The sequence below is a fragment of the Streptomyces lucensis JCM 4490 genome (assembly GCF_014650035.1).
In the GTDB taxonomy this organism is placed as follows: Bacteria; Actinomycetota; Actinomycetes; order Streptomycetales; family Streptomycetaceae; genus Streptomyces; species Streptomyces lucensis.
On sequence record NZ_BMUE01000020.1, the window covers coordinates 103,304 to 109,928 of the forward strand.

Genomic DNA, 6,625 nt, shown 5'->3' on the forward strand with positions numbered 1-6,625 from the left:
CCGGGCCCTCCAGCGGTACCCGAACCCTCACGGGCACCCGAGCCCGAGGCGGCTCCCGGACGCGCGCGGGCGGTGCCGCCGGCTCACCGCGCGTCCGCCGCGGTGAGCCGGCAGTCCACCTCCACGACACCCTCGACGCCCCGCGCCATCCGGGCCGCGAGCGGGATCCGCGTACCGTCCGGGACCCGCCCGGTCAGCGTGGCCACGCCGTCGGTGACGGTGATGTGCACGGGGTTCGACGGGGGCCGGGAACAGCACGTCGAGGACGTCGCGGCGGATCTCGTCGGCCAGTTCGTCGTCGGAGCGCAGGAACACCTTCAGAAGGTCGCTCCGGCTGACCACGCCTTCGAGCAGGCCCTCCGCGTTCACCACGGGCAGCCGCTTGACGTGCCGCAGGGCCATGATGCGGGACGCCTCGGCGAGCGTGGCGTCGGCGTGCACGGTGACGGCCGGCGTGCTCATCAGCTCCTCGGCGTTCACCGCCCCCGCCCTGGCCAGGTCGGCCAGCCGGCGCAGCTGGGTGAGCCGGTCGGGATCGCTGTCCCGGAACTCCTCCTTGGGCAGCAGATCGGCCTCCGACACCACGCCGATCACCCTCCCGTCACCCGTCAGGACGGGAAGGGCGCTGACCTTCCACTGCGTCATCCGTTCGACCATGTCCTTGAACAGGGCGTCGCGGCCCACCGCGACCACGGCACGGGTCATCACGTCGCGCACCCGTTGCGGGCTGCCGTACACGGTCTCCTCCTCACCCGGCCGTCCGGTCATGCCAGGCCCCCGCTGCCGTAGGGGGCGTACAGGTCGAGCAGGCGGACCCGGGAGGCGTGCAGCCGCTGAGCGACCACCCGCCCGACCCAGACGGCGATCGCCCGTCCGAACTCCGGGTCCTCGGCGCACATCGCCCGTACGGCCGCCGCGTCGAACTCCCAGGCCCGCACCGGGGTCATCGCCTCGGCGCCCAGGTGCCAGACGTACGGCTGGAAGTGCCAGGACCAGCCGACGAGTTCGTTGTGGCCGAGCGTCTCGACGACCGCGGGGCGGCGGCCGGGCACGTGCAGGTCGAGGTCGACTGTGCCGGTGCGCACGATCCAGAAGCGGTCGGCGCGGCGGCCCTCCTCGAACAACCGGGTGCCGGCTGCGAAGCAGACCTCGCGTGCCAGGGGCATCAGCCGGTCGCGGTGGACGGGCTCGAGAGCCGCGGTCATGGTGGTGGCGGAGGTCATCGCACCGACTCCCTTCGGGGCTGCTGCTCCCGGCGTGGGCGTGTTGTCCTGTGCTCATAGCGTGGGCCTCAGACGCGCGCGGCACCACGGGCCGCTCGGGCCCGGTCGGGGGCCGTTCGGCCCACGTGCCCGGCGGCTCCGCACGCTCCGGTCGCCGTGGCGGGCGGTGTCACGAGGCGAACGGGAGTCACGGCACGAGGAGGAACGGACGGCCACGGGCGACCGCAGGGGCCGAAGGGAACTCACGGCCGGAGGCCGGGCGCGGCGAAAGGACGGGAAGGGCCACCCGCTTCTCGCGGATCCGGATTGCGCGGTGCGCGGTTCGAGGCCGCTTCCCCGCGTCTTTCTCGGGTCCTTCCCGTCACTACAAGGACACCACGGAACGCAGCGGCGCACCAGGGGCCGACCGGCCCCCGCCCCGCGTCCGTCACCCGAAGGGGTTGTCATGGGGCCCCGCCGGGGACGCCGGCGCATGTCCGGAGCCGAGCCGGTGAGACATCCGGCATGCAGCAACCGAATCCGGGCGATCCGTTCCCGGCTCAGCGCACCCCGTCCGCTCCGTCCACCGACGTCGTGCTCACCGCGGACTTCGCGTCCGCCGAACAGTGGGTGGCGGGGCGCTCATGGGCCTATCCCGACGGGGGCCCGGTCAACCCGGGCGACGACAAACTGGACCATCTGGTGACCGACCCCTCCTACAGCCGCTCCGGGGTCTTCAGAGCCGTCCGGCGGCCGGACGGCCTGTGGAACACGGGCCTGCTGACCACGGAGGGCAGCGAGCAGGCCTTCGCCCTGCGGCCGGGCGACGTGCTGGAGGCGCGGGTACGGCTGCCCCGCGAGGTCGGGGCGTGGCCGGCGATCTGGACCTGGCGCGACGGCGACCAGGAGATCGACGTCTTCGAGTACCACCCGGACCATCCGCACCTCCTGGAGTTCGGCAACCACGTGCGGGGCGCCGGCTTCTCGCTCCGGGACGACGCCATCGCCCCCGGCGCCTGGGTCGACCTGCGGACCGAGTTCGGGGCCCGTTCCGTCGTCTGGTGGGTGAACGGCTCACGGGTCTTCTCGGACCAGCGGGGGGTGGGACGCCGCTGGCACGCCTATCTCATCGTCAACCTGTCTGTTTCGGCGGGCCGTTACCACCCGGCGCCCGCCCCGCGGACGGCCGAGATGTCGTTCGAGGTGAGCAGGCTCGTCGTACGCCGTCCGACCGGCGACGCGGTGGCGGCCGCCGAAGCCGGGGAGGAGGCGGCCCTGGACGAGCCGGCCTGATGAGGGGCCGCGCGCCTCAGGCGTCGAGGGCCTCCTGGACGCCCGGGTAGCAGTCGACGAGGGCGGTGAGCCCGACGATCTCCAGGGTCCGCAGGACGGCCCCGCGGACGCCGGCCAGCCGCAGCCAGCCGGCCGGGCCGTGGGCCTGGTGCGCGGCGATGAGGACGTTGATGCCGCTGGAGTCCATGAAGGGCACACCGGTGAAATCCGCGACGGTGCGCGCCGCCGCCGCGGGTTCACCGGGTATCAGGGACCGGCGCAGCGCGCCGGCGGTGTGGTGGTCGATCTCTCCGGCCACCGTGACGACGGTGACGCCCTCGACGGTGGCACGGCTGACCGACAACCGGTCCGCGTCGTCCGGTTCGTTGGTGTATGCGGTTGCTCTCACGCGTCCCTCGACAACGTTCGACGACTTCTGGCCAAGGATTCCCCCACCGGGTGGCTGCCCCGGATCGCGCGGACGATGCGCGGCCGTCCCGTCCGGGACCGGGCCGCCCGCTCCGGTGCGCCCCGGCCTGCACAGCAGCGCACCGCGCCCCCCGCTGTCGTCCGCAGGGGCGCGGTGCGGGCCGGGCGAGGGCGGGGCCCGTTCTCCGCGGCGCCCTCAGCGCAGTGCCTTCACCCTGCTCAGCGCGGCCACGCCGACGGCCGCGAGGGCGATCTGGACGAGCCACTCGATCCAGTCGACGCCCTTGGTGTCCGCGACACCGAGACCGGCCGCGACGACCGATCCGATCAGGGCGGCCACGATGCCGACCAGGATCGTCCACAGGATGCCGATGTGCTGGCGTCCCGGGACCACGAGCCGTCCCAGGGCGCCGATCACGATGCCGATGACGAGCGCGCTGATGATTCCTGAGATCTCCATGACCGGCAGGCCACCCTTCGTCGTTGGTCGTGTACGTGTGCCCGTTCGACATCGCGCCACGCCCGGGGCCGGTGGCGCCCGGCCTGAGCGTGCGCCGGCGCCCGCCGGCCCCTTCCCCTCCGCCTGCCGGGCGCTCGCGGCGTGGCCTCCGTCACATCGGGCCGGTGTCTCGCATGAGATGCCTCACCTGTGAATTGCGTATGGATCTGTACGGTTCAGGCCATGGCTTTGTTAGATTGCGCCATCACGCAACCGAGGTGAGGTGCCGCTTCACGCCGCCCGTACATCAAGCGCGGGTCCGGCCGTCCGGCGGTCGGCCCGGGCTGACGGGCACGACCGTTCAGGGGAGTGGGAGATGAGCGACCCGTGGGACGGGCCCGCAGGCCAGGCCACGCGCAGTAGAGGTGCGCGGGTGCCCGGACAGCGCACCGGCGACTTCGGCGGGACGCCCGCGGCCCGGACGGCCGCCCGCGGCGGACGGCGGGCGCGGCGAGGCCGTCCGGTGCGTCGCGGCAGACGGGTGCTGAGGATCCTCGCGATATGCCTGTCCACACTGGTCGTGCTCACGGCCGGCGCGGGCTGGTGGTTCTACCAGCACCTCAACGGCAACATCCACAGTGTCTCGCTCGACGGCAAGGGCGGCACCGAGAAGGCCGACGCCTTCGGCCGCACCCCGATCAACATCCTCGTGATGGGCTCCGACGGACGTACGAGCAAGACCGACTGCAGGCTGGGCGGGGGCTGCGCGAGGACCGGCGTGCAGAACGGCAGCAACGCGGACGTGCAGATGGTGATGCACATATCGGCGGACCGCTCCAACGCCACCGTGATGAGCATCCCCCGCGACACCATGACCAAAGTCCCCGCCTGCAAGGACAGCGAGACGGGCCGGTCCACCGGCGGTTACTACGGACAGGTCAACAGCGCGCTGCAGTACGGACCCGCCTGCCAGGTGGCCACCGTCCACCGGCTCACCGGCATACCCATCGACCACTTCGTCAAGCTGGACTTCTCCGGCGTGGTCAAGATGTCCGACGCGGTCGGCGGCGTCTCCGTGTGCGTCGACGACGACGTCTACGACACCTACTCCCACCTGAAGCTGTCCGAGGGCTCCCACACCCTCAAGGGCGTCGCGGCCCTGGAGTTCGTCCGTTCCCGGCACGGCTTCGGCGACGGCAGCGACCTCGGCCGGACCATCTCCCAGCACATCTTCCTCAGCGCGATGATCCGCAAGTTCAAGAGCGCCGGCACGCTCACCGACCCGACCGCGGTCTACTCCCTCGCCGACGCCGCCACCAAGGCGCTCACCGTGGACGACGGGCTGGGCACGGTCAAGAAGCTGATAGGGCTCGCGGCCGACGTGAACAAGGTCCCCGCCAAGCGGATCACCTTCACGACCATGCAGACCGCTCCGGATCCGGGCGACGCCAACCGGGTGGTGGTGGGCCCCGGCGCCAGAACGCTCTTCTCCACCATCGCCGACGACCAGTCCCTGACCACCGGATCGGGGAAGAAGTCCGCGGCGGCGCCGGCCACGTCGAAGGCCACGGCCACCGCCCGGGCCGTGCCCGCGGCCGGGATCGCCGTGACCGTGGAGAACGGAACCGGCATCACCGGTCGCGCCTCCGCCGTCGCGACCGCCCTCACCGGCCGCGGCTTCAGCCCCGCGACGACCACGGCCAACGCACCGAGCCCCGCGAGGACCACCACGCTCACCTACGGCGCCGGCCGCAAAGGCGAGGCCCAGACGGTCGCCAGGGCGCTGGGGCTCACCGACGCGCACCTCAGGCAGGGCAGCGGACCTGACCTGATCCTCGTGGTCGGCAGCGACTGGCCCAGTGGTGACAGCTACCCCGGCGGCAAGTCCTCGCCCGCGCCGGCCGACACCGAAACCGCGGTCGGAGGCGCCCACGCCTCCACCGCCGACCAGGCCAAGACCTGCGCCAAGGTCAGCCCCTACAAGACGGTCAGGCTCGACGGGGTCTCCATGACCCCGGCCCAGGCCTACGCCGCGGCACGGAACAAGCCCGACTCCGACGAGTGAGCGAGCGGCCCGGGACCCGTTCAGACCTCGCGCCAGCGCGCGTTGCACCAGGAGAAGACCCCGAAAGCGGCCAGGCCGAGCGCGATGAGGGCGAGCAGCCACGGCCCGGCGGGCAGGTCACGGAAGGAGCGCAGGGTGTCGTCCATGCCCTTGGCCCGGCCGGGCCGGTGCTGAACGGCCGCGACGACGGCGAAGACCCCGGCGACGGCGAACACGATCCCGCGAGCCGTGCCACCCGTCACTCCCAGGACGTCGGTGACCCGCCGCGTCCGCGGCGACATGGCCGCGGTGCGCAGGTGCTTGCGGAACTTCTTGCGCACGGCACGGACCGCGATCCACAGTCCGGCGACCACCACCGCCACCCCGGCCACGCCGACGAGCCACTGGCCGCCCGGCCACTTGAGCACCACGGCGGTGACGTCGTCGGTGTGCTTGTCGGAGGACCCGCTGCCGCTGTCCCGGTCGCCGGCGGCGTACGCCAGCACGGAGTACGACACGAAGGCGTAGAAGACGGAACGGGCCGCCGACGCCGCCCGCTTGCGCAGCTTGGAACCGTCCGAGCCCGGTCCGCCGAACACCGCCTCGGACAGCCGCCACAGCGCCATCCCGGCCAGTGCGATCCCCACCGTCCACAGCATCGCCGAGCCGAACGGCTTCTCGGCCAGTTCCCCGAGGGCGCCGCCGCGGTCCGCCTGCCGCCCCTTGCCGTCCCCGGCGAAGGCGATCTGCAGCGCGATGACGCCCACGAGCAGGTAGATGAGTCCCCGGGCGGCGAAACCCGCCCGGGCGGCGACCGTCATCGCCGTGCTGTCCGCCGCCCGGCGGGCCTTGAAGCGACCGCGTAGTGCCCATGACTGTGTGCTCATACTCCGCCGATGCCCCCGCCTCCCGGTCCGACACCTGCCCGCGACCGCACGGTGGTCGCGCGTCCGGCGCGCCAGAAGGACCGTGTGCGCGGCGGGCATGCATGGCGAGTGCCCGGGTAGGCGAGGTGTCGTCGGCGACACCGGCGCACGCGGACGGATCCGGGAGGGGAACACCATGACTGCGCAGACCGTGGCGGGCCAGGGGGAGCGGGTGGCGGCGGGGTTGCCCGAGCTGGTCGATCCGGCGGGTGTGGCGCCGCGGGACGCGCGGGAGTTGTCGCGGGTGTTCTTCGGTCGGCTGGCGGTGCTGGAGGAGGGTACGCCGGAGTTCCAGTACGCGCGGAACACGCTG

General features: G+C 72.8%; 6 protein-coding genes and 2 pseudogenes. 3 read left to right on the plus strand and 5 right to left on the minus strand.

What is annotated here, in order from left to right:
• Window positions 1-83: 83 nt before the first annotated feature.
• A pseudogene (locus IE177_RS31575) lies at window positions 84-705 on the minus strand (CBS domain-containing protein).
• A 59-nt stretch (window positions 706-764) separates the two neighbouring features.
• Complete coding sequence (locus IE177_RS31580; protein ID WP_190018886.1) at window positions 765-1,223, minus strand: Crp/Fnr family transcriptional regulator; 459 nt, start codon at window positions 1,221-1,223, stop codon at window positions 765-767.
• A gap of 504 nt (window positions 1,224-1,727) precedes the next feature.
• Here IE177_RS31580 and IE177_RS31585 point away from each other — a divergent pair.
• Window positions 1,728-2,495: a LamG domain-containing protein gene (locus IE177_RS31585; protein ID WP_190018887.1), complete on the plus strand. Its 768-nt coding sequence runs from the start codon at window positions 1,728-1,730 to the stop codon at window positions 2,493-2,495.
• Window positions 2,496-2,511: 16 nt separating this feature from the next.
• Here IE177_RS31585 and IE177_RS31590 read toward each other — a convergent pair whose 3' ends face one another.
• Window positions 2,512-2,883 (minus strand): STAS domain-containing protein, encoded by a 372-nt coding sequence (locus IE177_RS31590; protein ID WP_229816350.1) that lies wholly within the window; start codon window positions 2,881-2,883, stop codon window positions 2,512-2,514.
• 216 nt (window positions 2,884-3,099) lie between these two features.
• Entirely contained in the window at window positions 3,100-3,363 is a 264-nt protein-coding gene (locus IE177_RS31595) for a GlsB/YeaQ/YmgE family stress response membrane protein (RefSeq protein WP_190018888.1), read from the minus strand.
• A gap of 355 nt (window positions 3,364-3,718) precedes the next feature.
• Here IE177_RS31595 and IE177_RS31600 point away from each other — a divergent pair, with 355 nt between their 5' ends.
• A complete protein-coding gene (locus IE177_RS31600; RefSeq protein WP_190018889.1) occupies window positions 3,719-5,407 on the plus strand; it encodes an LCP family protein in 1,689 nt (562 codons plus the stop codon).
• 20 nt (window positions 5,408-5,427) lie between these two features.
• Here IE177_RS31600 and IE177_RS31605 read toward each other — a convergent pair whose 3' ends face one another.
• Window positions 5,428-6,273: a DUF1206 domain-containing protein gene (locus IE177_RS31605; RefSeq protein WP_190018890.1), complete on the minus strand. Its 846-nt coding sequence runs from the start codon at window positions 6,271-6,273 to the stop codon at window positions 5,428-5,430.
• 175 nt (window positions 6,274-6,448) lie between these two features.
• Between IE177_RS31605 and IE177_RS31610 the strand changes: the two are divergent.
• Window positions 6,449-6,625: pseudogene (locus IE177_RS31610) on the plus strand (RNA polymerase sigma factor SigF); the annotation flags it as partial.